25 protein-coding genes and 1 tRNA gene are annotated in these 25537 nt (G+C 52.0%); 25 read left to right on the top strand and 1 reads right to left on the bottom strand.

Annotated features, from left to right (window positions below; translation table 11 throughout):
• Window position 1: 1 nt before the first annotated feature.
• The 3 genes from E308F_RS12275 (at window position 2) to E308F_RS12265 (ending at window position 3133) form a co-directional block, all read left to right on the top strand.
• Entirely contained in the window at window positions 2-1252 is a 1251-nt protein-coding gene (locus tag E308F_RS12275) for a benzoate/H(+) symporter BenE family transporter (RefSeq protein ID WP_141265157.1), read from the top strand.
• A 19-nt stretch (window positions 1253-1271) separates the two neighbouring features.
• Window positions 1272-2375, top strand: a complete 1104-nt coding sequence (locus E308F_RS12270; RefSeq protein ID WP_141265156.1) for a M24 family metallopeptidase — start codon at window positions 1272-1274, stop codon at window positions 2373-2375.
• A 137-nt stretch (window positions 2376-2512) separates the two neighbouring features.
• The gene (locus E308F_RS12265) at window positions 2513-3133 is read left to right on the top strand and encodes a UbiX family flavin prenyltransferase (protein WP_141265155.1); all 621 of its coding nucleotides are present in this window, start codon (window positions 2513-2515) and stop codon (window positions 3131-3133) included.
• On the opposite strand, the gene E308F_RS12260 is transcribed toward E308F_RS12265, so the two are convergent.
• A complete protein-coding gene (locus E308F_RS12260; RefSeq protein ID WP_141265154.1) occupies window positions 3081-3569 on the bottom strand; it encodes an NERD domain-containing protein in 489 nt (162 codons plus the stop codon). The two genes, E308F_RS12265 and E308F_RS12260, sit on opposite strands and share 53 nt — an antisense overlap.
• A gap of 134 nt (window positions 3570-3703) precedes the next feature.
• Between E308F_RS12260 and E308F_RS12255 the strand changes: the two genes are divergently transcribed.
• From E308F_RS12255 to E308F_RS12150, 22 genes are all read left to right on the top strand, one after another.
• On the top strand, window positions 3704-4837 hold the full coding sequence (locus tag E308F_RS12255) for a PRK06851 family protein (protein WP_141265153.1): 1134 nt from the start codon (window positions 3704-3706) through the stop codon (window positions 4835-4837).
• A gap of 120 nt (window positions 4838-4957) precedes the next feature.
• Window positions 4958-6286, top strand: coding sequence for a type I glutamate--ammonia ligase (glnA, locus tag E308F_RS12250; RefSeq protein WP_141265152.1), 1329 nt, complete (start codon window positions 4958-4960; stop codon window positions 6284-6286).
• A gap of 16 nt (window positions 6287-6302) precedes the next feature.
• The gene (gene lpdA, locus E308F_RS12245) at window positions 6303-7682 is read left to right on the top strand and encodes a dihydrolipoyl dehydrogenase (RefSeq protein WP_141265151.1); all 1380 of its coding nucleotides are present in this window, start codon (window positions 6303-6305) and stop codon (window positions 7680-7682) included.
• 30 nt (window positions 7683-7712) lie between these two features.
• On the top strand, window positions 7713-8621 hold the full coding sequence (gene lipA / locus E308F_RS12240) for a lipoyl synthase (RefSeq protein ID WP_253260456.1): 909 nt from the start codon (window positions 7713-7715) through the stop codon (window positions 8619-8621).
• Window positions 8622-8722: 101 nt separating this feature from the next.
• A tRNA-Val gene (locus E308F_RS12235) sits at window positions 8723-8797 on the top strand.
• Window positions 8798-8979: 182 nt separating this feature from the next.
• Window positions 8980-9846 carry a putative sporulation protein YtxC gene (ytxC, locus tag E308F_RS12230; protein WP_141265149.1) on the top strand — a complete coding sequence of 289 codons (867 nt, stop codon included), beginning with the start codon at window positions 8980-8982 and terminating at the stop codon, window positions 9844-9846.
• Between the two features lie 101 nt (window positions 9847-9947).
• Window positions 9948-10520: a DUF445 domain-containing protein gene (locus tag E308F_RS12225; protein WP_172613559.1), complete on the top strand. Its 573-nt coding sequence runs from the start codon at window positions 9948-9950 to the stop codon at window positions 10518-10520.
• Window positions 10521-10978: 458 nt separating this feature from the next.
• Complete coding sequence (thrS, locus tag E308F_RS12220; RefSeq protein WP_141265148.1) at window positions 10979-12880, top strand: threonine--tRNA ligase; 1902 nt, start codon at window positions 10979-10981, stop codon at window positions 12878-12880.
• A gap of 513 nt (window positions 12881-13393) precedes the next feature.
• On the top strand, window positions 13394-13762 hold the full coding sequence (locus E308F_RS12215) for a hypothetical protein (RefSeq protein ID WP_141265147.1): 369 nt from the start codon (window positions 13394-13396) through the stop codon (window positions 13760-13762).
• 2 nt (window positions 13763-13764) lie between these two features.
• Window positions 13765-15168, top strand: a complete 1404-nt coding sequence (locus tag E308F_RS12210) for an ATPase domain-containing protein (protein WP_141265146.1) — start codon at window positions 13765-13767, stop codon at window positions 15166-15168.
• Complete coding sequence (locus E308F_RS12205; RefSeq protein ID WP_307722589.1) at window positions 15165-16613, top strand: GGDEF domain-containing protein; 1449 nt, start codon at window positions 15165-15167, stop codon at window positions 16611-16613. The genes E308F_RS12210 and E308F_RS12205 overlap by 4 nt, the downstream gene beginning before the upstream one ends.
• A 62-nt stretch (window positions 16614-16675) precedes the next feature.
• Window positions 16676-17908: an HD domain-containing phosphohydrolase gene (locus E308F_RS12200; RefSeq protein WP_141265144.1), complete on the top strand. Its 1233-nt coding sequence runs from the start codon at window positions 16676-16678 to the stop codon at window positions 17906-17908.
• 115 nt (window positions 17909-18023) lie between these two features.
• On the top strand, window positions 18024-18770 hold the full coding sequence (locus tag E308F_RS12195) for an STAS domain-containing protein (protein WP_216363941.1): 747 nt from the start codon (window positions 18024-18026) through the stop codon (window positions 18768-18770).
• Window positions 18760-19122: an STAS domain-containing protein gene (locus tag E308F_RS12190; protein ID WP_141265142.1), complete on the top strand. Its 363-nt coding sequence runs from the start codon at window positions 18760-18762 to the stop codon at window positions 19120-19122. Before E308F_RS12195 ends, E308F_RS12190 begins: the two co-directional genes overlap by 11 nt.
• 17 nt (window positions 19123-19139) lie before the next feature.
• Window positions 19140-19592 carry an ATP-binding protein gene (locus tag E308F_RS12185; protein WP_253256465.1) on the top strand — a complete coding sequence of 151 codons (453 nt, stop codon included), beginning with the start codon at window positions 19140-19142 and terminating at the stop codon, window positions 19590-19592.
• Window positions 19589-20212: a SpoIIE family protein phosphatase gene (locus E308F_RS12180; RefSeq protein ID WP_141265141.1), complete on the top strand. Its 624-nt coding sequence runs from the start codon at window positions 19589-19591 to the stop codon at window positions 20210-20212. Before E308F_RS12185 ends, E308F_RS12180 begins: the two co-directional genes overlap by 4 nt.
• On the top strand, window positions 20213-21007 hold the full coding sequence (locus E308F_RS12175) for a GGDEF domain-containing protein (RefSeq protein ID WP_141265140.1): 795 nt from the start codon (window positions 20213-20215) through the stop codon (window positions 21005-21007).
• Window positions 21008-21015: 8 nt separating this feature from the next.
• Window positions 21016-22728: a putative bifunctional diguanylate cyclase/phosphodiesterase gene (locus E308F_RS12170; RefSeq protein ID WP_141265139.1), complete on the top strand. Its 1713-nt coding sequence runs from the start codon at window positions 21016-21018 to the stop codon at window positions 22726-22728.
• A gap of 231 nt (window positions 22729-22959) precedes the next feature.
• Complete coding sequence (gene infC, locus E308F_RS12165) at window positions 22960-23457, top strand: translation initiation factor IF-3 (protein ID WP_216363880.1); 498 nt, start codon at window positions 22960-22962, stop codon at window positions 23455-23457.
• A gap of 25 nt (window positions 23458-23482) precedes the next feature.
• The gene (gene rpmI, locus E308F_RS12160) at window positions 23483-23683 is read left to right on the top strand and encodes a 50S ribosomal protein L35 (RefSeq protein ID WP_141265137.1); all 201 of its coding nucleotides are present in this window, start codon (window positions 23483-23485) and stop codon (window positions 23681-23683) included.
• Between the two features lie 15 nt (window positions 23684-23698).
• Window positions 23699-24064 (top strand): 50S ribosomal protein L20, encoded by a 366-nt coding sequence (gene rplT / locus E308F_RS12155; protein ID WP_141265136.1) that lies wholly within the window; start codon window positions 23699-23701, stop codon window positions 24062-24064.
• A 192-nt stretch (window positions 24065-24256) separates the two neighbouring features.
• The gene (locus tag E308F_RS12150) at window positions 24257-25531 is read left to right on the top strand and encodes a TrkH family potassium uptake protein (protein WP_253260455.1); all 1275 of its coding nucleotides are present in this window, start codon (window positions 24257-24259) and stop codon (window positions 25529-25531) included.
• Window positions 25532-25537: the final 6 nt, after the last annotated feature.

Below are 25537 nucleotides of genomic sequence, written 5' to 3'. Positions count from 1 at the left end.
AATGTCCGTAGCTACCGAGATACCATCAAAGACCAAAGAAGCCATATGGGAGAGGGGCCCAGGATTTGGTGAAGGTTGGCGCAATCTTTGGGGTAAACTAAATGCCAACACCATCACCACCGGGATAGTGGCCACCATTTTCGGATGTTCTGGTCCTGCCCTGATTGTTATGAATGCTGCCCAGAATGCAAAACTTACGGATGTTCAAACCATATCCTGGTTATTTTCAATTTATTTCTTTGGCGGTCTCATTAGTATTATTTTAGGTCTATACTACAAAATGCCCATTAATGGAGCCTATTCCATCCCCGCCGCCGTCATGCTCGCTTCAGCTTTGCCTCTGTTCTCTTTTAACGAAGCGGTAGGTGCCTACCTGATTGCGGGCATCCTTGTCCTGTTTCTAGGGGTATCCGGCATGATAGGAAAAGCCATGCGCTGGGTCCCATTGCCGATAGTGATGGCCATGATCGCCGGAGCTATGATCAGATTTGGTACGGGCATTGTTACCTCTACCCAGCAAGCACCGATTATAGCCGGCGCCGCCCTGGCAGGCTATTTCCTGGGTCAGAGGCTGACGAAAAAGGTGTCACCTATTCTCTGGTCCCTGGTCGTTGGCGTAGTTGTAGCTTTATTAGTAGGTGGCTTCAAGTTTGCTGATGTCAAAATAACCTGGCTACTACCGCGGTTCTTCGCCCCCGATTTTTCCGCAGGAGCCTTCTTTGCCATTGCCATACCCCTGGCGGTGCTGGTAATTGGCGCTGAAAATGCTCAGGCCTATGGTGTCCTGACAGCCCAGGGATATAAGGCTCCCATTAACGCTATGACTATCATCAGCGGCATTGGCGGCATAATAACTTCTTTCTTTGGCGGTCACAACGCCAATATTGCCGGCCCCATGACGGCTATCTGCAGCTCGGATGAGGCAGGACCGGACAAATCGGGTCGCTACGCTGCGACTATAGTTAACGGCCTCACCTTTGGCGCCTTTGGCCTCTTTGCCAGCGTGGCAGTACCCTTCGTCAAAGCCCTGCCAGTGCAACTGGTAAGCCTCCTGGCTGGTCTGGCCATGATCGGAGTGCTTTTGAGCGCCTTTGAGCTGGCCTTTTCCTCCAAAAAATTCCGCTACGGCGCCTTCTTTGCCCTGGTAATTGCCATGTCGGGGATTACCATCTTGAAGATCAGTTCCCCCTTCTGGTCACTGGTAGGCGGGATCGTAGTTTCCCTACTGGTGGAACCTAAGGATTTTAACTGATAGATAGGAGTTGTTAACCTTGGGGGCGCGTTTTGTCGATCGATTTGAAAAAGCCCGGAGATTAATGGCGGAAAAAAATCTGGACCTCCTGCTGGTGGTCAACCGGGAAAATCTGATTTATTTCACCGGCCTGACCCAGATCGAGTGCCTGGCGGTCCTGATCCCCCGGGAAGGGGAACCCTGCGCCGTTACACTGTGGCTGGATGCTGGTTACGTGGAACGGGAGTCGGGGCTTACCACCTATGGCTATTACTTCCCTCGTGAGACCCTGGCCAGCAAGGTTGTAGAACGGATTAGAGCTTATGGCCTGAAGGAGCCACGTATTGGGTTTGAACGCTATTTTGTCGACTTCGCCCTTTACGATGGCCTGCGCCAGGCTTTCCCAGAGAAAAATTTTATCGGGGCTGCAGATCTTTTCTACCGGATCCGGTCAGTGAAGGAAGCTCAAGAAATTGAATTTATGCGGCAGGCGGCGGCGGCCGCCTGTCGCGGCATGGAAGCGGCCATCAAAAGCGTCCGGCCGGGGGTAACAGAACTGGATATCCTGGCCGAAGCGGAATATGCCATGTTGAAAGCCGGCTCAGGTGGGTCTTCCTTCCGACCTCAAGTGGTCTCTGGGGAACGGGCCCTCCTGACCCACCCCTGCGCCAGCAATAAAAAGATTGCGCCGGGGGAGGCGGTGGTCATCCACCTGGGCGCGACTTACGAGGGTTACTGTGCTAAGATGTGTCGGACCGTGGCTGTAGGCCGGATCCCTCCGGAGCAAGAAAATATCTACTATCTCCTGCTGGAGGCCCAGGACCGGGCCATAGCCGCCTTAAGGCCGGGGGCTACAGCAGGGGAGGTGGATGCCGCCGCCCGGGAGGTGGTTGAGACCGCCGGTTATGGCAACAACTACCTGGATCTGGTCGGCTACGGGGTAGGCCTGCGCCAGTCGGAGTTTTACCCGATCATCGGTAAAGGCCGCACGGAGGTTATCGAGGCCGGCATGGTAGTGGATCTTTTGCTACCTACTATTTACCGTCCCGGCATTGGCGGACCCAGGGTGACAGATGTTATTTACGTTGGCGAGAATAAGAATGAGATCCTGACGGATTACCCGCGGGAATTAGTACAGATATAATCAAGAGCTCCAGGTTTATCCTGGAGCGTTTTTTACGGAAGGCAGTTGACATTTCAATTGATGCTTGACAGTACTGGGGGATTAAATTATGGTTAACACGGAGGAACTGGCAAAGTGCGGGAAGGGGAAAATAATACATGAAATTAGTCGTGGCGGTTACCGGAGCTACCGGCGCCATCTATGCCGTCAGGCTGCTAGAAGCTTTAAAAACTAAGGAGGTCGAGGTGCATTTAGTTTTAAGCCACTGGGCCAGGGAAACTATGCGTCTTGAAACAGGCCTCGACGAAGAAAATCTCCGCCAATTGGCCGCTCACTACTATCCGGAAAACGATTTGACGGCGCCATTGGCAAGCGGTTCTTTCCAGCATCAGGGCATGGTAATCGTACCTTGCAGTATGAAAACCCTGGCCGGGATTGCTCACGGATACGCGGCAAACTTAATTATTCGGGCTGCCGATGTTACTTTAAAGGAAGGCCGGAAACTTATCCTTGTCCCCCGGGAAACGCCTTTGCATGCAATTCACCTGGAGAATATGTTGACCCTGGCGCGACTGGGGGCTGTTATTATGCCTCCCATGCCTGCTTTTTATTATCACCCGCGGAATATTGACGACCTGGTCAACCACCTGGTGGGGCGCATTCTGGACCAACTTGGACTTGAGTTCGAGCTGGCAACACGCTGGTGCGGCGGTGAGAAGACAAATCTTAACGCAGGTGTTCCAGAATTTGGAGCAAACGGAAGGCAGGTTCGTCGGTAGTTTTAATATTTTGCCGCGCCGCTTCCCGTAAGCGGCGGATGCAGGCGGTATAGTCGCGGTTGAGGACCAGCTCTACCGTGATGCCCTGGGCGGGGCAGTTTTCTTTTATGGCAACCAGATCCCGTACTAGGCCCCGGGACACGACCGGAGCCCAGAGCATAAAAACCGGTTCCCACCCGGGAAAATTGGCGGCGGCAAAGGCAGCCGCCCTTTTTATTTTATGCGCTATGCGCGTGCACGTGGCAGCGTTGCTGTCACCGTAGAGGAGACCCCGCAGGTGGGTGGCTACTTCACACAGGTAGACCCTGCTGCCATCCGGCGCCAGGGCGATCACGTCTATCTCGCCGCCGCCCTCCAGGTGGCAGTTGTAGACGACGATCTTGCTGCCCAGGACGTATTTAAAATAGGAGCCGACCAGGCTTTCGCCAATGTCCAAGCTATAAGGCCCTCCTTAAAACTCTGGTTCCACTCATTTCCTCATGCCGCAGGAGAAATTCCCGCGGCCGGCTGCATAACATGTATTGGAATGGCTCGAGCTGAGTATGCGGACCAGCAAGGGAGGGGACAGCCATGCCGAAAGGTAAATTAAAGAAAGTGTTTCCCGGCGGCAATACCTGCATGGGTTTTTATTCCTTTTACGATTTTATTATTGAACCCGATGCCACGCGCATCTTTGTTGTCAAAGGTGGGCCCGGAGTGGGCAAGTCCACTTTCATGCATAAGATTGGCGAAGCCATGCTGGAGCGGGGTTTTGACGTGGAATTCCATTGCTGTTCTTCGGATAACAACTCCCTCGATGGGGTGGTTATCCCTAAGATCAGGGTAGCCATAATCGACGGCACCGCTCCCCACATCTTTGACCCCAAGAACCCGGGGGCGGTGGATGAAATTATCCACCTGGGCGACTACTGGGATGAGGATAAAATGCGGGCCAGCAAGGAGCAGGTCCTGCAGGATAATGCCCGTATCAGCCGCCTGTACCGCATAGCCTATAGTGCTCTAAAGGAGGCCAGGGTGATCCGGGATGAGTGGGAGAGTTATGTAGCCGAAAGCATGATTATCCCCCGGGTCTACCAGGCCAAGGCGGAACTCCTCGAAGCTATTTTTGCCGGGGTACGGCCCCGTTATAACAGGAAGGCCCGGGAACGCCATCTCTTTGCCACCGCCCTGACACCCCAGGGGCTGGTGACCGGCAACGTGGAAACCCTGCTCCAGGATATCCGGCGTCTTTTTACCATTGCCGGGGACCCGGGTACCGGTGTTTCGGGGATCCTGGCTGCGGTAGCGCGAATGGCCCACGAGAAAGGCCTTGATACCGAAGTTTACCACTGCCCCTTTGACCCCAACAATATTGATATGGTTATTATCCCGGAAATTCAGGTGGCGGTGATGAACTGGCAGCCACCCCATGATATTGACGTCCAGGCCATCCCCGGACTCCAGGTGGCTATGGCTTTAGATTTAAACCGCTTTATTGACCGGGAGCATTTAAACCTCTACGGCAATGAGATTGCCAGCGCCGTTGTGCGTTACCAGGCGGCCCTGGACCGGGCTATTGCCCATATCCGTGAGGCGAAACTTACCCATGACCGCATGGAAAGTTATTACACCCCGGCCATGGATTTTGCAGCCATTAATGCCAAACGGGAAGAAATCCTCCAGCGCATCCTGGGTTATGCGGCCGAAATGTTGGGCCAGGTATAGCGGTGGTAGGTGTAAAAATTGTTGAATCCTGCAGGGGCGGATGATATAATCAAATTTGTATAAGTAAAGAGGCGTCATTTTACCGGGGCGCTTTCAGCTTTAGAGAGGGGAAGCTAGTTTATGGCCGAAGGCCGGGAGTTGATTTTACAACAAGCGGCTGATCTGGGAGTCAAGTTTATACGCCTTCAGTTTACTGATATCTTTGGTGTTTTAAAAAATGTAGCGATTACAATCGAGCAGCTACCAAAGGCCCTCAATAATGAACTCATGTTTGATGGTTCCTCCATTGAAGGTTTTGTCCGCATTGAGGAATCCGACATGTACCTGCGACCGGACCCCTCCACCTTTACTATCTTTCCCTGGCGACCCAACGGCGATGCTGTAGCGCGGCTCATCTGCGATGTTTACAACGCTGACGGCACGCCCTTTATCGGCTGCCCGCGGGGAACGCTGAAAAGGGTTATCGCCGAAGCGGAAGCCATGGGCTTTACGATGAATGTTGGGCCGGAAGCGGAGTTTTTTCTTTTCCACACTGACGCCAATGGTCGCCCGACCCTGGAGACCCACGACCGCGCCGGTTACTTTGACCTGACCCCGGTTGACCTTGGCGAAGACGCCCGGCGGGATATGGTCCTGACCCTGCAGCAGATGGGCTTTGAAATTGAGGCTTCCCACCATGAAGTGGCCCCGGGCCAGCATGAAATCGACTTTAAGTATGCCGACGCCCTGCGGACGGCCGACAATATCGCCACCTTCAAGTTCGTGGTGCGGACCATTGCCCAGCGCCACGGCCTCCATGCTACTTTTATGCCTAAACCCATTTACGGCATAGCGGGGTCGGGTATGCACTGTAACATCTCCCTTTTCCGCGACGGTAAAAATGCCTTTTATGACCCGGAAGATAAACTGCAGTTAAGTGAAATTGCCTACTACTTTATCGGTGGTTTGATAACCCATGCCCGGGGTATGACGGCCATTACTAACCCTACGGTTAACTCCTATAAACGCCTGGTATCGGGGTATGAAGCGCCTGTCTATATTGCCTGGTCACCGCAGAACCGCAGCCCCTTAATCCGTATCCCGGCCAAACGGGGCCTGTCCACGCGGCTGGAGGTACGCCATCCCGATCCCTCGGCCAATCCCTACCTGGCCATTGCCGTCATGCTGAAAGCCGGCCTGGATGGAATAAAGAAGCGTATCCAGCCACCGCTTCCTGTAAACGGTAACATTTATGACATGGATAAAGCCAGCCTGAAGGCCCATGGTATTGAACTTCTGCCGGGCACCCTGGATGAAGCCCTGGATGAATTAGAGAAGGATCAGGTTATTCGTGAGGCCCTGGGTCCCCATATCTACCAGCGTTTCCTGGAAGCCAAACGGATTGAGTGCGAGGAATACCGCACCAGGGTGCACCAGTGGGAAATTGATCAGTACCTGACCAAGTTTTAGGCGGGAGGGTTTTACATTGAGCTATAAAATTGCCATCATCGGCGGCGGGCCGGGAGGCTATGTGGCGGCCATCCGGGCGGCCCAGCTGGGAGCCAGGGTGGTAGTAGTCGAGCAGGACGCTTTGGGCGGTACCTGCCTCAATCGCGGCTGCATCCCCACCAAGGCGCTGCTGGCCGGGGCGGCCCTGGTTAAGGGTATCCAGGGAGCGGCGGCCTTTGGTATTGACGTTAAGGATTACCGGGTGGACTATGCCCGCCTGGCAGCGCGCAAGGACGCCGTGGTCAAGCAGCTGACCCAGGGTATTGCCTATTTGTTCAAGAAAAATAAAGTCGACCATATCAAAGGGCGCGGCTTTCTCAAAGGTCCCGGCCGGGTGGAGGTGGTCACCGCCGAAGGTACCGTAGAAAATATCGAAGCCGAAAACATCATCCTGGCCACCGGGTCGGAACCGGCATTGATTACCGCCCTGGGCTATAACGGCAGCACTGTTGTGACCAGCAACGAGGCCCTGGCCTGGAAGGATGTACCGGCGGAGCTCCTCATCGTCGGCGGCGGGGTCATTGGGTGCGAATTTGCCAGCCTGTTCGCCACCCTGGGGAGCAAAGTTACCATTGTAGAAATGATGCCCACTATCCTCCCCATGATTGACAGTGAGATTTCCCGGCGCTTCAGTATGATGCTCAAAAAAGCCGGGGTGGAGATCAAGACGAAGGCCCAGATAACGGCAGTTAAAGAAGAAGGCAATCGCGTTCGGGCCACCCTGGCTGATGGCCAGACCATAGAGGCCGATAAAGTTTTGATCTCCATCGGCCGCCAGTTCAACACCCGGGACTTAGGGCTGGAAGAAGCCGGCGTCGCTATGGGCCCCAAAGGTGAAATAATCGTCGACGAATATATGCGGACGAACGTTCCCGGCATCTACGCCATTGGCGACGTTACCAATAAAATACAGCTCGCCCATGTGGCCTCGGCCCAGGGCCTGGCGGCGGTAGCCACCATCATGGGCCGGCCCACAAAGGTCGACTACGACGCCGTACCTAGCTGTATCTATACCCTGCCGGAGATTGCCGGCGTTGGCCTGACCAAAGAAGCCGCCGAAGAACGGGGTATAAAGGTCAAGGTCGGTAAATTCCCCTTCCAGGCCAGCGGCAAGGCCCTGTGCAGCGGGGAAACAGAAGGCATGGTCAAGATAATTGCCGAGGCAGAAAGCGACCGGATCCTGGGGGTCTTTATCATGGGCCCCCATGCCACCGAGCTCATCGCTGAAGGTGCCCTGGCGGTAAACAAGGGTATAACTGCCACCGAATTGGCAGCGACCATCCATGCCCATCCCACCCTGGCCGAAGCCGTCATGGAAGCCGCCGAGGCGGTACACGGCAAAAGCATACATTCATAAACGAAAGCAAAAGTGGGAGGAAGTGTGGCCGTGTCATCACCGGTGGCGCGCCGGCGCCTGCCCCCATGGTTGCACAAACGTATACCTTCCTCTGGGGATATCGAAGCCACTCGTAAGCTCCTTAAAGGTTTACATCTCAATACTGTTTGCCAGAGCGCCCTTTGTCCTAATCAGGGGGAATGCTTTGCCAGGCGCACGGCCACCTTTATGATCCTGGGCAATACCTGCACCCGCAACTGCCGTTTTTGCGCCGTCGAGCACGGCCGGCCGCAGGCAGTGGAGCAGGATGAACCCGAGCGTGTGGCCGAAGCGGCGCGGCGCCTGGGCTTAAAGCATGTGGTTGTCACCTCGGTAACAAGGGACGACCTGCCCGACGGCGGCGCCGGCCATTTTGCCGCCACCATTGCCGCCCTGCGAGCAGCCCTACCGGAGACTTATATTGAGGTCCTCACCCCGGATTTCCGTGGCGACGAAGAGGCCCTGACCATTGTCGCCAGGGCGAAACCGGATATATTTAACCATAATGTGGAGACAGTTCCCCGCCTCTACGAGAAGGTCCGGCCCCAGGCTGATTACCGCCGCAGCCTTCAGGTTCTTAAAAAAATAAAAGAGCTTGACCCGGCCATTTATACCAAGTCCGGCCTGATGGTGGGCCTGGGAGAAACAACCGCGGAAGTTTTACAGGTAATGGCCGATCTCCGGTCGGTAGACTGCGATATTCTAACTATCGGTCAGTACCTGCGGCCTTCGGCGGGACACCTGGAAATTAAGGAATTTGTCACCCCGGATACCTTTGCCTGGTACTCCGAAAAAGGCCGGGAAATGGGATTCTTATATGTAGCCTCTGCTCCCTTTGTCCGCAGTTCCTACCATGCTGCCGAGTTTAGTGAGAAAGTGGCCGGGGAGAAGCAGGAGAGCGTTTCAGAGGCCATGGTTTGAGTATGAACTTGTCGACCAAGATGTAAGCTCTCGCTTGATTCCCTTGACATGCGGGCCTTTTTCTGGCATAATATATAACGTCACTGGAGATAAAAAGAAACGGGTTCGTAGCTCAGTGGGAGAGCACCTCCTTGACGCGGAGGGGGTCGCAGGTTCAATCCCTGCCGGACCCACCATTTAGAAAAAATTACTCCTGCAAGAAGGCAGGAGTTTTTTTGACGAAAATTACCTTGATACCAATTTTACCCGGCACACCGGGCCTTGCAATAGCTTTATTTTTTGACAACCTGGCAGCAGCTCAACTGTATACAAAACATGGGCGGCACATATAATAGCAGCACAAGGAGGTACGACGCCCATGAATATTACGTTAGTTACTGCCAGGCCGATTGATTTTTTACAGGCCGAGTTTAATCATAGATTTGGTTATAGTGTGGGCCTCCACCTGTGGCAGGCGGGGGGCTTTAATTTCTTTCGTTGTTTTTTAGAAACGGGACCAGGCCGGCCTTCAAAAAAAGAAATTAAACGCTTTACAGAGCAGGTGGCCGAGATTGTGGCCGCCTTTATTGTCGAACGGTGGGAAGTGGCTTTACTGGAAGGGATGCTTTTAAACCAGTATGAAGGACTTGATGAGGGAGCCGTAGAAGAAATCTGCCGGCGCGCCAGGGTAATCCTGGATCAGGGGGAAGACAGTTGCCTCCAGCTCCAGCAGCGGGAAGAGTCCATTGCTGCCCGCATACGGGAATATTTCCAGGAAAACACCTGGTTAAATATCGATGGTTTTGTTCGCTTTCGCCTGCCGGATTATTTAATGGAACTGGAGCAGGCCCTGGAAGAAGCCGTTGATGAATACCTTATGGAAAAGGAATATGATGAATTCATCCGCCTTTTACGCTACTTTGTGGACGCCCAGGAACCACGGGTGGATAAAGTCCATGTAGTCTTAAATCCAGGTGGCGGCTTCCAGCTCTATGACGGCGAAAACCGGAACCTCAATGGCGACTATCTGGAAGGCTTTGTCGTCGATATGGCTGATAGTGATCTCAACTATGAGGATTTATTAATCAGCGCGCTGATAACCATTGCTCCCCGCCAGGTAGTCCTGCACGCTACGGATAAAGGGCGACACCATAATACCATTAGCACCATCAAGAGCGTTTTTGGTGAGCGAATCATCCATTGCAGCGGTTGCAGCCGGTGTTTGCAACCGTTGCAAAAGCGCTAACGATTGCAGTTTTTACCATGGCCGGGCCAGTTGTTTTATGGCCGGGCTTTTGTTATTATTGCATTCGGTGGGGTGAAATAAATTTGCTTGCCAGGTGGATCTTGGTCCCTCTCATCGGCGCTTTTATTGGCTGGTTGACCAACGTTTTGGCCATCAGGATGCTTTTCCGCCCCCGCCGCCCGTTAAAAATATTTTGCTGGACCTTGCAGGGGCTTATTCCCAAGAGGCAGGCCGAGATAGCTGCCAATATCGCCGGCGTTGTTGATAAAAATTTACTTCCCCTCGACGAAGTGCTGGCCCACATTAATACTCCCGACGTTGCTGGAAGGCTCACGACCGTAGTGGCAGAATTGGCCCGGCGGCGCCTGGTAGAGCGCCTGCCATCCTTTATTCCCCAGGGTTTAAGAGAGGCGGCCGGCAGGGCGATAGAAGAAACCCTTTACCGGGAAATGCCGTCGGCCTTGCAGGAGTTGATAGATGAACTGGGCCGCAATCCGGGGACCTTCTCAATTGGCGAGATTCTAGCGGCAAAATTTAATAAATTAAACTTAAACCAGGTAGAGGAAGTAGTCGTTGAAGTAGCCGGCCGGGAACTGCGCTACATAGAATGGCTGGGCGGGCTATTGGGGTTTATCATTGGCCTGGTCCAGGCTGTCCTGGCAGGATGGAGGTAGGGGTGAAATATTGCCGGAATCTTGACACGTATTAATTTATGTCGCTATAATGTACCTAACAGCGAAGAAGGAGACGAGGCCCCTGAACGGCTCTCCAGAGAGGGATGTCGCGGCTGGAAGCGTCCCGGGCGATGGCAGGGAGCCGGACCGCTCCGGAGCTGCCAGGCTGAAAAGCAAGTAAGCCTGGCCGGTTGGCTACCGTTATAAGCTTTGGAGGGGGGAGCGTTTCCCCTGAAGAAGGGTGGAACCACGGGAGCAACTCTCGTCCCTTGCGGGATGAGGGTTTTTATTTTTGTAGGAAGGGGATTTCCCGGCCTGGTATAGTATGCATGAAGGGAGCCTGTCATGGCGACGGTACCACCAGCGAGAGTATGAAAATGCCTGGCTGGCATTTGTCGGAAGCAAGCGCGACAATGCCAGCCTGTGATAGAGTTATTTTTGCAGGAGGGATTTTTATTATGCAGGTAACTTTACCGGACGGCAGCGTAAGGGAATATGCAACCGTCACTACAGCCCTGGAGGTGGCCAGGGACATTTCGCCGAAGCTAGCCCGGGAGGCCCTGGCAGCGCGGGTGAATGGCGAAGTATGGGACCTAACCCGTCCTCTGCCGGAGCAGTGCCGGCTGGAGCTCTTGACCTTTGCCGATGAAGGCGGGCGCCTGGCCTACCGCCATACAGCTGCCCACGTCCTGGCCCAGGCCGTCAAGCGCCTGTTTCCTGGCACCAGGCTGGGTATCGGCCCGGCCATAGCCGATGGGTTTTACTATGACTTCGACAGCAAGCATAAATTTACCCCCGATGATTTAAACGCCATAGAGGAAGAAATGCAGAAAATCATCAAAGCAGACCTGCCCCTGGAGCGGCAGGAAATAACCCGGGATGAGGCCCTGGAAATTTTTCGGCAACTCGATGAACCCTATAAAATCGAGCTTATTAACGACCTGCCGGAAGGGGTACCCATCAGCACCTACCGCCAGGGCGACTTTATAGACCTCTGCGCCGGGCCCCACCTGCCCAGCACCGGCTACCTCAAGGCCATTAAGCTCACCAGCCTGGCCGGGGCTTACTGGCGCGGCAGCGAGGCCAACCCCATGCTGCAACGTATTTACGGCACTGCCTTCCCAAAAGCTAAAGACCTGGAAGAATACCTCCACCGGCTGGAAGAGGCGAAAAAGCGGGACCACCGGCGGCTAGGAGCTATGCTTGGCCTTTTCAGCCTCCAGGAAGAAGGACCGGGTTTCCCCTTTTTCCATCCTAAAGGAATGATCATCCGTAACGAATTAGAACAGTTCTGGCGGGAAGAACACCGCAGGGCCGGTTATCTGGAGATTCGCACGCCGGTGATATTGAACCGCTCCCTCTGGGAGCAGTCGGGCCACTGGGATCATTACCGGGAAAATATGTACTTTACCAAAATTGATGAGGCCGACTACGCCATCAAACCCATGAACTGCCCGGGAGCCATCCTGGTCTATAAATCGGAGCAGCACAGCTACCGCGACTTACCTTTACGCCTGGCCGAGCTTGGACTGGTGCACCGCCATGAGAAGTCCGGCGTCCTTCATGGCCTGATGCGGGTGCGGGCCTTTACCCAGGACGACGCCCACATCTTTATGTTGCCGTCCCAGATAACAGCAGAGATCCAGGGCGTCATCGACCTGGTAGACCGCTTTTACAGCCTGTTTGGGTTCAAATACCACGTCGAGCTCTCCACCCGGCCGGATAACGCCATGGGTTCGGACGAGATCTGGGAAACGGCCACAGTCGCCCTGCGCCAGGCCCTGGAGGCCAGGGGGATGCCTTATGTGGTTAATGAAGGCGACGGCGCCTTCTACGGCCCCAAAATCGATTTCCACCTGGAGGATTCCCTGGGCCGGACCTGGCAGTGCGGCACCATCCAGCTTGATTTCCTCATGCCGGAGAAATTTGACCTCTACTACATCGGGGAGGACGGCCAGAAACACCGGCCGGTCATGATTCACCGTGTCGTCTTTGGCAGCATAGAGCGGTTCATCGGTATCCTGATCGAGCACTACGGCGGTGCCTTTCCCGTGTGGCTGGCCCCGGTGCAGGTGCGGGTGCTGCCCATAACCGACCGCCACAACGATTATGCCTTCAAGGTCAGGGAGGAGCTGGTGCGGGCCGGCATCCGCGCCGAAGTCAACGACCGCAACGATAAAATCGGCTACAAGATCCGCGCCGCCCAGCTGGAGCAAATCCCATACATGCTGGTAGTGGGGGATAAGGAAGCAGCCGAAGGTACTGTGGCCGTCCGGGAACGCCGCGCCGGGGATACGGGCAGTGTGCCACTCCAGGCCTTTATCGACAAAGTAACAGGAGAGATTAGCCGGCGGGAATAAGCCCATGGATAATAGTGAGCCCGCCTGGCAGGGAAAGTTGCCAGGCGGGCTTTTCTTTCAGCTAACAGCCTGTGCGACTAACCTGTATAAACTCGGAAGTGGTAAAAGATGTTAGAGGATTCCTATGCTCTATGGCGAAGCAATTAGTCAACACCTTAGGCGGACGGAGACTGAAATTGTAACGTTTCATATGTGATTACCCCCCAACTTGATTGCACAATTCTTAACGCAGATTCTATAACCGGATTAAGGGTCTAAATATAAATAGTTAACTCTGAAACGGCTAACCTGGAGAACTTAAGCCAGGATGCAAAACCAGCGTCGGCGTGCTAAAAATAGATTGCAGGGGGGATTGCTCGGAAGATGTCGAATTGAACCATATTAAGCCGAATTAAGGCGTGAGGTTTTAAACGAGTACAGGTATACCCGTATCGGAGACATTGCATCTAAGGCTTTGATAAGGGCAGAACCATGGCGCGCTTTCCTAGGAAGGTATGGTTTGGAGGGACTGTTATGGGCGAACTCATCGAGAAGCAGATCAAGCGCTATGAAACTTTGTTGAGGGAGATGTGGACTGCGTCAGCGAAGTACCTTGGGACGTTTTCTGCGAACCTTTTAGTGGAAAGGGTTAAATGGGAGCTTTCGCAGGAGTATAGGGAAATGGAGTTGTTGCAATACAACGAGGAGGGAATATCTTGTGCAGGGATATCTGCTAGTTTGAAGAAAAACCCAGACCTGCCGGCCAATGATATGTTTGCAAAGTTTATCCTCAGGTATTTAGAAATTTTAGCCAGGCTCCTTGGTCATGAAAAAACGGAGAAAATAGCGAAGAAGTTGGACGAAGAATTTCCAGGATTCCTTTTGACTGCAAGGGGGAATTAGAGATGGATAAATTGAAAACGGGCATAAAGAATCTCGATCATATTCTTGATGGCGGCATACCTATATATTCCCTGAACATTATTTCTGGCTCTCCGGGGAGCGGTAAGACGATATTTGTCCAAAACATAATATTTAACAGCGCGAGGAACGGCCTCAAAAGTCTATACCTGACCACTATATCGGAATCACAGTTCAAGATGGTAAGACACCTGCAGGAGTTTGAGTTTTTCTCCGATGATTTATTGGATGACAAGGTTATTTACGGGGATCTGGGAGCTGTTCTGCGCAACCAGGGCACGGACAAAGTTCTTGGATACTTGACTGATATGATTAAAAAACATCTACCCAACATAGTTGTAATCGATAGCTTCAAGGCCATAAGAGACATCTTCCCGGACGAAAAGGCTTTTAAGGCTTTTGTTTTTGACCTGGCTGCCGCTCTATCGATATGGGAGGTCACTGTATTTCTCATCGGCGAGTACGAAGAAAAAGAACTAACGTTATTAAGTGAATTTGCCGTTGCCGATGGGATTTTTCACCTTTATGGGCAGGAAGAAAAGCGATTTCAAAAAAGGTATTTGCGTATTCTGAAGATGAGGGGGACTAATTTTGAGCATGGGGAACACCTGTTTAAAATTAGCCATGCTGGAATAGAAGTGTACCCGAGAATGAAGCCGGAAGATAATGAACTCCAGTATGAGGTCCGATTGGAAAAAAAGGGATTTGGGATCACAGGGTTGGACGAAATGTTATGTGGTGGGTTAACCGAAGGGACTATCACCCTCATTTCCGGTAGTACAGGTACGGGCAAAACCGCATTTGCCCTTAAGTTCTTACTGGAAGGGGCGGAAAAAGGCGAAAAAGGACTGTTCCTTTCTTTTGAAGAGCCTGTGGCTCAACTTCAGAATACAGCCCGTCATTTGGGATGGGAGATAGATAGATATCTGGCAGATGGTCGACTCGATATCAAGTTTATTTCTCCCATAGAATTGGACGTAGATAAGCACGCTTTTGAAATACTGGACATAGTCAGGGAAAAGAAGGTGGAGAGGTTTGTCATCGACAGCATCTCTTCTTTTGAAAAGAGCGTTTATGATCTACAAAAGTATAGAGATTATCTCTGGGCGATGGGACACCAGCTCAAGGGGCAGCACATCACCACCATCTTCACGGTACTTAACGAAGAACTCTTTTCACCAATGGTAGTAACGAAAGCTCAGATTTCCTTAATGGCCGATAATGTAATCATTCTGCGGTACGTGGAAGCCGATTCAAGCATCAGGAAGGTTGTTGGCATCCTTAAAGTCCGCGGAAGCGACCACGACAAGGCCTTGAGGGAGTATGAGATTACCAAGAACGGAATAAATATTCTCGGCAAATTAGATAAAGCAGATATGTTGAGATGAGGTGCCGGCAGATGCCAACAAACCTTCTCCTTAGCATTTCAGTAAAATACTGGCAGGATTTTCAGGATACGCTGGCCAAGGTAATGGATGCCAATATTTACATCTTTGATGTAAATGGGGGCTCTTTTTCCCGCTTCAGCCGGCCCGTTGAATTATGCCAGCAGATAAACAAAGGCAGTAAGATCTGCAATGAAAAGTGCATCCGTTTTTACAAATCTGCTCTCCATTCATTGGAGGATAAAGACGTGCTTACCTGTCCTAACGGGATAAGACTTTATGCCTACCGCCTGGGCACCTATGCCCAAAAGATAGGCTTCCTGGTCATTACTTCTATTAAGCCCAACGCCCAGATGAGCAGTGAGGAAGAAAATGTTTTTCTAACTAAAGCGCACAGTATTTATCAGACAATCAATGAGATTCTTAAGGCCATCCTGGAAAAAAATCTGTTAGGGTTGCGGAGGCTTGAATTGAATAGCATCTACGAAATCAGCCGCTTGTTGACGTCGACCGTTGAACTGGACAAGGTTTTGGATCTTATCACAAATTCTTTAATCATAATTTATAAGGCCGATCTTAGTTTTGTCGGCCTTCGCGAGGGCGATAAAATCAGGATAGCCCAGGCTAAAGGTGAGTACGGGCACCTTTTGATTGGTAACGAATGGTCGATGACTCAGCCGCTGATTGAGCAGGTTTTTTCAAAACTAGAGCCGTCATCTCTGAGTATTGAGGAATTAATGACCCTACCAGGTCTCACCGGTTTAGAGGTTGCTCACAGGAATGAAATCGTGATTTATCCCCTCTGGTCTGCTTTAGGTGCTGCCGGGCTGTTGGGGATAGTATTCCCTGCTCCCCTGGATGACGACGGCAGAAGAAACCTGCAGATATATGCAAACTTTGCCGCGGTAGCCCTGGCGAACGCGAAGCTTATATACCGCCTGGAAAGAGAAGCTGAAACCGACTTCATGACCGGTTTCTTTAATAAGCGTGCCCTGGGATATATGCTGGTTCAAGAACTGGAGAAGTTAACAAGATACAACACACCCCTGGCAGTTATTTTCTTAGATATCGATGACTTCAAGAGTTACAATGATACCTTTGGCCATCTGGCCGGGGATGTGGTGCTGCAGAAGACGGCAGAGATAATAAAAAAATCCATCAGGCTGGTGGATATTGCGGGCCGTTATGGAGGCGAGGAGTTTGCAATTATTCTTCCCGGCACAAAAGGGGAAGGCGCTGTTGCAGTGGCGGAAAGAATACGGAAGTCTATAGAGCTTTACCCCTTTCCGCACCGCCAGGTTACGGCGAGCATTGGGGTAGCCGTGGCGCAAAAAAATGATACCGCAGACTCGTTGTTTGCAAGGGCGGATCAGGCCTGTTATCAGGCGAAGAAGCAAGGAAAAAACCGCGTCTGCTGGGACCAAAATCAATCCTCTGATCTTCAGTGAGGCCAGGTACAGAGACGGTAATAGCCATGTGGTCACGAAGACGGTAATGGAGAGGTGTCGAAATGAATGACAAGCCTAAAGATGTAGTGTCGGGCGAAGAGGAAATACGTTTCTTGAGCGCCCTGCGCGAAAGTCTTGCTTTAGCCATGGACCGGGGTTTGGAGGAATATGCGGGAAAGCTCAAGCGGCTTATTGAGGTTGGGCAGTTGATATCTTCCAGTTTGGAAATGGACGCGATCGTTAATCAAACTCTCCAAAGTATGAAAGAAATAATGGGTACAAAGTGGTGTGTGCTGGAGCTATACGATCAAGAAACCGGAGCAATAACGGTAAAGGGCAGCCGGGAAGCCGACGAAGAATTACTAGGTGAGACTGGAAGAATGCTGCTGGAAAGCACGACCTTAAAGGAGATAGTAAAAACGGCAAGCCCGCTGTTCATCGACGACCTGGCAAGGTATGATGGGCCTCTACAACTGTCGTTTTTGGACAGGGATGTAAAAGCGGCCGCGATAGTCCCCGTGCAGGCCAGGGGGAAAACACTGGGTGTGATTATATTATGCTTGCCGTTTCCCCGGCAGTGGAAAGAGGATGAGAAGGGTTACCTGTCGATCATAGCCAGTCAAGTGGGCCTAGCGCTGGAGAACGCCCGGCTTTATGCCACGCTGCAAGAATATTATATGAGCGTTGTAAAGGCGCTGGCCGCAGCGTTAGAAGCAAAAGATAAGTATACGCAGGGCCATTCGTTCCGGGTAGCATGGTGGGCGAGGGTTATCGCCAGAGAAATGAAGCTATCGGAAAATGAGCAGGAAATGGTTTATATAGGAGGGCTTTTACATGATATCGGAAAAGTAGGGATAAGGGAACATATACTGCTTAAGAAAGGCGGTCTTACACCAGAAGAAAAAAAAGAAATCATGACGCATCCGCGAATAGGGGCAAAGATCCTGAAACCGGCAAACCTTCCCCGCGAAGTAGTGGCAGCGGTTCTATACCACCACGAAGACTATAACGGTGGCGGCTATCCGGAGGGCCTTACTGGTAAAAGGATACCTCTGCTAGCCCGGATCATCAGGGTGGCGGATGCTTATGACGCTATGAAATCAGACAGGCCTTATCGCAAGGCGTTTTCTCAGCAGTGGATAATTGAGGAACTAAGACGTTGTGCCGGGAAACAGTTTGACCCGGCAGTAGTAGAAGCAATGCAAAAGGTTTTAGAACGAGAACCTGAGGACACCATAGAGCTGAGCAGAGAAAAATATCTGGATTTTATCGGTAAATTAAGCTCGCTTGAATAAATAACGCATACCTGTTTAGTGTTCGAGAATGTTTTACACAAAACTTGCGCTAATACGGGCCGGTTATGGTCCAGAATTTATACTTAGTTGAAAGGAGCATGTTAAAGTGGACAAGATGCAATTGGAAATGCTGGCCAAAGAACTGGGCAGAAATGAGCAGGAAGAGAAACTGTGGCACAAATTTTTATTAATAGCTGTTTCGGGGGCTACCGGAAATAATCTGCGCGAAACTTTGCGAGAACCCCTATCTGGACTGCTTCAGGAATTAGGCGAAACCACCCTTGGGGAAAAACTGAAGCTTGTTATTGAGCGTGTACCATCTTTCCCAACAAATGAACTTTTACCGCTGGTTCTGGAACTCTGCGGTAAGCTAACCCACGATAGGGAACAGGTGATTCACAGGCTTGAGGACATGCTTTCAGAGTTGGCAGCGCCGATTATTCGCATTTGGAGTGAGGTACTGCTACTGCCGCTGATTGGCAGTCTAGATACTGACCGGGCGCAGGCTATAGCAGAAAGGCTCTTGGAGCGCGCCAGTAGCACGCGGGCCAAAATGGTTGTTGTGGACGTCACCGGGGTGCCCATGATTGACACAGCAGCAGGAGGTTTTCTTATTGAAATGTTTAGCGCGGTGAAGCTACTGGGAGCAGAGGTTATCTTAACTGGCATTAAGCCTGAAATCGCCCACACCCTGGTTAAGTTAGGCGTAGATTTCCGTATGGTGGCGATAGCGCGTGACCTCGAAGACGCTCTCCGCAAGGCTATAGCTATGCTCGAAGAGGAGAAAAGGCAACGCAAACAAATTGCATTGGGGCATAGTAGTAGTTTGACGCGCGAAGGTGGAGAACCCGATGACATTTAAAGAAAAGGTGGTTCCAACCATAAGGATTGCCGACTGTCTGTTAGTGCCCATACAGATAGACCTGGACGATAAGACTGTGGAGAAGCTGCAAGCACAGCTACTGGCGGAAATTCAGGAGCAACGTGTCCGGGCGATCATTTTGGACGTACGGATGGTAGAAGTGATCGACAGCTATATATCCTATACCCTTTCAGAGACTGCTGCGATGGCTCACCTGATGGGTTGCCGCACGGTGATCTGCGGTATCCAGCCTCCTGTGGCTCTGACCCTGGCACAAATGGGGATAGAACTGCAAGGCTTTTTAGTTGCCCGCGACCTCGAGCACGCTTTAGCTCTGGTATGGTCTCCTTAGGAGAGGAGTAGGTGGTCTTGGCGCGGAAAGTGAGAGAGTTGCTGGCCATGCCGGCGGACGACTTTGACGTGGTGGTGCGCATTGCCCGGGAAGAAGACATAGCCATAGCCAGGCAGACGGCCAAGCAACTTGCTCAGGAATCAGGTTTTTCCCTTGCTGATGTAACCAAAATTGCCACTGCGGTTTCCGAACTTGCGCGCAATATCTACCGCTATGCGCAAACTGGCAAAATAATGATCCGCAAACGTCTTGAGGAGAACGGCGGGCCTATCATCCAGGCGGTGGCGATTGATCAAGGTCCGGGTATTGAGGACGTAGAACTCGTTCTGACAAAAGGTTACACAACATATGAGCGCAGCTTGGGTATAGGCTTATCAGGAATAAAACGCCTTGTGGATTATTTTGAGATTGTCTCTGAAGTTGGTAAGGGCACCGCAGTAATGTTTGAAAAGAGGAGACGCAAGTTTTGAAATTACAAGTTGAAAAACAGGGAACTGGCCGACAGGCCCGGGAAGGCTCCGGATGGGAAGTAGCAGCTTATTCGCGCCCCCACTGGCTGGAGAAAGTGAACGGGGACCTTTGTTACACTAAGGAATTGGATGTCCACGTGATGGTAGCCGTAGTAGATGTACTGGGCCATGGAGAAGGTGCCCATCAAGGAGCAGTAGTCCTGGCACGGGCACTCAGAGAAGCCGGGGGTAGTCTGCAGGAGATATACGCTGTTTTGAATAAAGCAGCTTCACAGACACGGGGATGCGCTCTTTTTTTAGCCATGCTTGACCAGAAAACGATAGAATATATCTTGATCGGAAACATCAGAGGATGGGTGCTAACGCGAAAAGATACGGAGGCCCTGATTGGGCAGCCAGGCATTGTAGGCAAAAAGATGTTTGATCCCGTCTTCCGCCGGCTGGAGCTTTCAGCGCCCACCCTTCTTCTGGCCTGTACCGACGGGATCAAACGCAGCTTTTCGCCCGCTGGTTCGCCGTGGCTCTGGGAGGAAACAGGCGAAGCCATGGCGCGCCGTGTGGTAGAGAAATATGGCATCGCTGAAGACGATGCCAGTGTGCTGGTAGGGAGGCATATTTAGGTGTCTGGAGAATTCTATTCAACCTACTGCAATTATCTTGGACGTTATATGTTCCAGGGGGCTATGGAGGGGCTCCTTCTCGAAGCGTATGAGAAGTTGCCGCACTACCTAGATGACAGCGAGGTGCAGGCAGCTAACATTTTGGACGTACACACACGCGCTTTCCGAGAGGTCATGGGAATTAGGCAAGACAGTGACAACGTGCAGTGGATATATATAGTGCGGGCAACGGAATTTTTGGCCCAGATCCTGGTAGTTATTGACACGTTCTTCCTCCAGCTAAAAGAAAGGGCCGAACGCGATCATCTGACCGGGCTTTATAACCGGCTGGCCCTCTATCGTTTGCTTCCCCGCATGCTCAAAAGAGCACAAGAGCAGGAAAAGCCACTTGTTGTGGCCATGCTCGATCTGGATGATTTTAAACGAATCAATGACCAGCACGGCCACCAGGCAGGCGACGAAGTACTCCGTTTCGTAGCAGGCGTTATCAAAAGAAGTTTGCGGAATGATGACTTGGCCGTACGCTTCGGTGGTGAAGAGTTTGTAATTGTCCTCCCGGCGACGGATTTTACAAAGGCCAAGATTCCCCTGGAACGAATTCGGGCCCAAATAGTAGCGGAAAGGATGCTGCCGGTTGGGGAGGGTCTGACGGTAAGTATAGGTGTTGCCGGGTATACCGGCCAGGGGCCTGTCGAGCTCAATGAGCTAATCCGGCAAGCAGATGAAGCCATGTATAGAGCCAAAGAATTGGGCAAAAACAGGGTGGTTTTTGCCCAGAGCGACATCGGGGGGTGAGACGTGCGGTGCGGTTTTCCAAGGGAATACAGGAAATCATGCAAGAACTAACATCCCAGGCTGGACAACTTTTCCCGAAGGGAAAAGAATTTAACAAAAAAGTAGCACAAGCATACGCCGGACGTCTGCGGTCCATGTTGGAGCGGGTAGGGCAAGAGGCAAACGAGGCGGAACTGTACAAGGTAGCGAGCGACTTTTTGGCGTTGTTTGCTGGCAACCATGACGAGGAACTCTTGCGGCGGCGGATAGAACTCGGTAGAGAGCTCCACACTACAGAAGTGTCGCTGGAGCAACTGGTGACAACCTACGCGCTCCTTTTAGGGCATTGCTATGACGAACTGGGCACGGCTCTTCCATCCGCAGAGCGAGAACTGCAAAGATTGAAGTACGGCGGGACATCGTTGCTTTTCGACCTCGGCCTGTTACTCCTCGGATACGAGGGGGAGGTAGTGCGCCAGATACAGATGCTTTCGGAAGCAGATGTTCTTACAGGCCTTTTGAGCCGACGCAAGTTCGAAGAAGAGTTGGAGGAGACACTCGAGTTTGCGCGGCGCACAAAACGAGAGCTTTCTTTGTGCTGGATAGCCCTTGATAATTTTAAGTTGGTTAACGACGTTTACGGTTATACCATAGGGGATATTGTACTTAGGGCTGTGGCTGACTTCCTGCTGGAAGCTCTCCCGGGGAATCATGTCATTGCCCGCATAGGGGGTGACGAGTTTGGAATTTTGTTGATGGATACAGGGCCTGATGAAGCGCTGGCAAAGGCGCAAGGGCTGTGCCAGGGCATTGCTAAGCTAAAAATTCGACCCTTGGGGGATGAGGGCATTTTCATTACAAGCAGTATTGGCGTGGCTTCGTTCCCCCATCATGGACAAGCTCTGGTCGACCTTATGTGTGCCGCCGAGGTTGCTCAGGTAGCGGCCAAGAGGAAAGGTGGGGACCGGGCGCAGCTCATAGAGATGGTCGATAGAGTTACTAATCCTACTGTAGTTCATGAGAGAATTCTTCTCTTGCAAGAAGCCCTGCGCTCGGAAGGGGCGATCGTTCCCTTTTACCAGCCGATTGTAGATTTAGAGACTGGCAAGCCTGTAGGTTACGAAGTGCTTACTCGCGTGAAGAGAGGGGAAAATTTTCTTCCTGCCGGGCTTTTTGTAGAGGCGGCTGAGCAATCTGGCCTTATGAAGGATATTGGTAGGATAATTATAGAGCAGGCCATGCGGGAAAAAACGAACTCTTGGGCGAAGGACATGCTTTTTTTTATTAACTTTTCTATGCGCGAGGTAGAGAACAAAGAAACTCCATCTTTCCTGGCTGACCTGTTCAACCGCTACGGCATCCGTCCAGAAGAAATTGTGGCCGAAATAACCGAACGAGAAGCCGTGCGGGATATGAATGCTGTGCATGTTTTTGCCAGGGAGCTGACCGAACTTGGTGTGCGCCTGGCAATCGACGATTTTGGCAGCGGTTTTTCTTCATTCCTTTATCTTCGTTACTTTGACTGTTACTTTGCCAAAATAGAGGGTTCCCTGGTGCGTGAGATAACCAGGAGTGGACGCACCAGGTTGATTGTCGAAAACATGGCAAGACTTTTGCAAAGGCTTTCGATAGAGGTAGTGGCCGAGTTTGTAGAGAGCCGTGAAGCGGCTGAAATTTTGCGCCGCGCTGGCATTCGCTACGGGCAGGGTTATTACCTGGGCAAGCCGGTGCGCAATCCTTAGTAATAAACGGTGACACAAATCTCTACGGACTTATTGACGCCGGCACACCTCTGTGTTATACTTTCCCAGGAAGTAGAAGCCACTCGCTTCTCACCTTACGGCCCGGGGCCAGTAAGGTTTGCCCAGGAAAAGGTCTAATTTTGGCGGGTGGAATCCACCCGCTTCATTTTTTAAGGAGGTCTTTGACTGGGCGGTAAATCTAGCTGGAGGTGACGCATTATCAGCAAGGATTTGAGGGTCAATGGAGAAATCCGGACCCGGGAAGTGCGCCTGGTTGGCATTGATGGACAGCAGCTAGGGATTATGCCAACACGAGAAGCCCTGCGTATCGCCCAGGAACAGGGCCTGGACCTGGTAGAAGTGGCTCCCAATGCGCGACCGCCAGTTTGCCGCATCATGGATTTTGGTAAATATAAATATGAGCAGAGCAAGCGGGAGCGCGAGGCGAGGAAAAAGCAGCGGATAATAAACATTAAAGAAGTAAAGCTGCGGCCCAACATTGAAGAGCATGACTTCCAGGTCAAAGCGCGCAATGCCATCCGCTTTCTGGAAGATGGTGATAAGGTCAAGGTGACCGTTATGTTCCGGGGGCGGGAGATTGCCCATGCCGACCTCGGGATGAAGCTGTGCCAGCGCCTGGCCGACCAGGTGGCAGACCTTGCCTCCATTGAAAAACCGCCCAAAGTAGAGGGGCGCAATATGGTTATGATTCTGGCCCCCAAAGCTTAAGGGAAAATTTATTCGAGGTGATATTATGCCCAAGATGAAAACCCACCGCGGCGCGGCCAAAAGGTTCCGCGTCACAGCCTCGGGAAAAGTAAAACGCGCCAGGGCTTATAAAAGTCACTTGCTGGCCGGAAAGGCACCAAAGCGCAAGAGACGGTTGCGCCAGCCCGCCTTAATCGATAGAACCGATCGCAGGCGTATTGCCCGGCTCTTGCCTTACCAGGCTTAGAGGGAGGTTAAAAAAATGGCCCGTGTAAAACGTGGTGTCACCAAGCACCAACGCCATAAAAAGATCTTGAAGCTGGCCAAAGGCTACTTTGGCGCTAAGTCCAAATTATTCCGCCCCGCCAATGAACAAGTATTAAAATCCCTGGCCTATGCTTACGCTCACCGGCGGGAGCGCAAAGGCGACTTCAGGAAGCTTTGGATTGCCCGCATTAATGCCGCCGCCAGGATGCAGGGCATTACTTACAGCCGCCTGATTAACGGTTTAAAAAAGGCCGGCGTTGAAGTTAACCGCAAGATGCTGGCTGACATGGCGGTGAACGACGTAGCAGGTTTTAACCGCCTAGTGAATATGGCAAAAGAAAAGTTGGGTTTGGGAGCATAAAATAGGGTGTCAAAGGCCAATTAGTTTTTTAAAAACTAATTGGCCTTTAACTTAGTGCTTGACAAAGTCATGGCTAGCTTTAAAATGAGGTAAGATGTACTTAGTGCTAAAAGAAGGTGAATCTGTACGAGTATTATACGAGAGTGGCCCTTTCGCCTGCGGCCGCCGCAAGTTTTAGCCCTTGGCTTCGCAGTGGTTATCGCCACCGGTACGCTCCTCTTAAGCCTCCCCATTGCCAGCCAGAGCGGGCAACCGGTGGCGGTTATTGATGCCCTGTTCACGGCCACCTCGGCTACGGCCGTGACCGGTCTGGTAACAGTTGATACCCAGACTACTTACTCTTTATTTGGTGAACTGGTTATTCTCACTTTAATTCAAACCGGCGGCCTGGGTTTTATGACCCTATCTACCCTGGTCGCCCTGCTCCTGGGCAAGCGTATCACCCTGAAGGAAAGGCTGGTCATGCAGGAAGCCATGAACCAGCTGACAGTAGAAGGGGTCGTGCGCCTGAGCAAGTATGTCCTCATTTTTACCCTGTTTGCTGAAGGCCTGGGGGCGTTGCTTTTAAGTATCCGTTTCAGCAGCCAGATGCCCCTGGGACAGGCCATTTATTTTGGTATCTTCCATGCCGTCTCCGCCTTCTGCAACGCTGGCTTTGATCTTTTCTCCAGGAGTCTGGTTGATTACCGGGGCGATTTGCTGGTCAACATGGTTATTACCTTGCTAATTATCTTTGGAGGTCTGGGTTTCAGCGTCGTAGCTGATATTTATACCAAACGTTCCTGGCAGCGGCTCTCCCTGCACAGCAAGATCGTCATTCGTACCACCCTTTTGCTAATCGTTACGGCCACAGTAATTATCTTTCTCCTGGAGTATACTAACACGAAAAGCCTGGCGCCTTTGCCTCTAGGAGAAAAGATCCTGGCCTCATACTTCCAGGCCGTGACGCCGCGGACGGCCGGGTTTAATACCCTCGTAATCGGCGACTTAAGGCCGGTAACCCTGCTTTTTATCACCATCCTGATGTTTATCGGTGCTTCGCCGGGGTCGACCGGCGGCGGTATCAAGACAACTACCTTTGCGGCCATTGCCGTGGCTGTCTGGACCATTATCCGGGGTAACGTTGATATTGAGGTATTCGGCCGGCGGTTACCCCGGGGTACAGTCTTAAAGGCCCTGGCCATTGCTGCTGTTTCCCTGCTCCTGATAGTTACCGTAACTGGCATTTTATTAATTACCGAACAGGCAGATTTGCAAATGGTACTCTTTGAAGTAACTTCAGCCTTTGGCACCGTCGGCCTTTCCATGGGACTGACGCCAAAGCTGACAGTGGCCGGCAAGTTGCTTATTACCGCTACCATGTTTACCGGCCGGGTAGGCCCCCTGACCCTGGCCTTTGCCATTGCCCAGCGCCTGGGCCGCCAGGGAATAAAACATTATCCTGAGGAGAGGATTATTGTTGGCTAAAGGAGG

It is taken from the genome of Moorella sp. E308F (genome assembly GCF_006538365.1).
Classification (GTDB): Bacteria; Bacillota; DSM-521; order Neomoorellales; family Neomoorellaceae; genus Neomoorella.
This window is presented reverse-complemented; position numbering and strand designations above follow the sequence as displayed.